This window comes from Kluyvera sp. Awk 3, from assembly GCF_028069715.1.
In the GTDB taxonomy this organism is placed as follows: domain Bacteria; phylum Pseudomonadota; class Gammaproteobacteria; order Enterobacterales; family Enterobacteriaceae; genus Kluyvera; species Kluyvera georgiana_A.
The window spans coordinates 1-293 of the sequence record NZ_JANEWH010000345.1; the positions used below are offsets into that span (position 1 = coordinate 1).

Annotated in this window: 1 rRNA gene; it reads right to left on the reverse strand. The window is 53.6% G+C overall.

Annotation, left to right across the window (positions count from 1 at the left end):
- Positions 1 to 293: ribosomal RNA gene (locus tag NNN71_RS25040) — 16S ribosomal RNA — on the reverse strand; the annotation flags it as partial.

Sequence of the window (293 nt, forward strand, 5' to 3'; positions counted from 1 at the left end):
CACTGGCAGTCTCCTTTGAGTTCCCGGCCGAACCGCTGGCAACAAAGGATAAGGGTTGCGCTCGTTGCGGGACTTAACCCAACATTTCACAACACGAGCTGACGACAGCCATGCAGCACCTGTCTCAGAGTTCCCGAAGGCACCAAAGCATCTCTGCTAAGTTCTCTGGATGTCAAGAGTAGGTAAGGTTCTTCGCGTTGCATCGAATTAAACCACATGCTCCACCGCTTGTGCGGGCCCCCGTCAATTCATTTGAGTTTTAACCTTGCGGCCGTACTCCCCAGGCGGTCTAT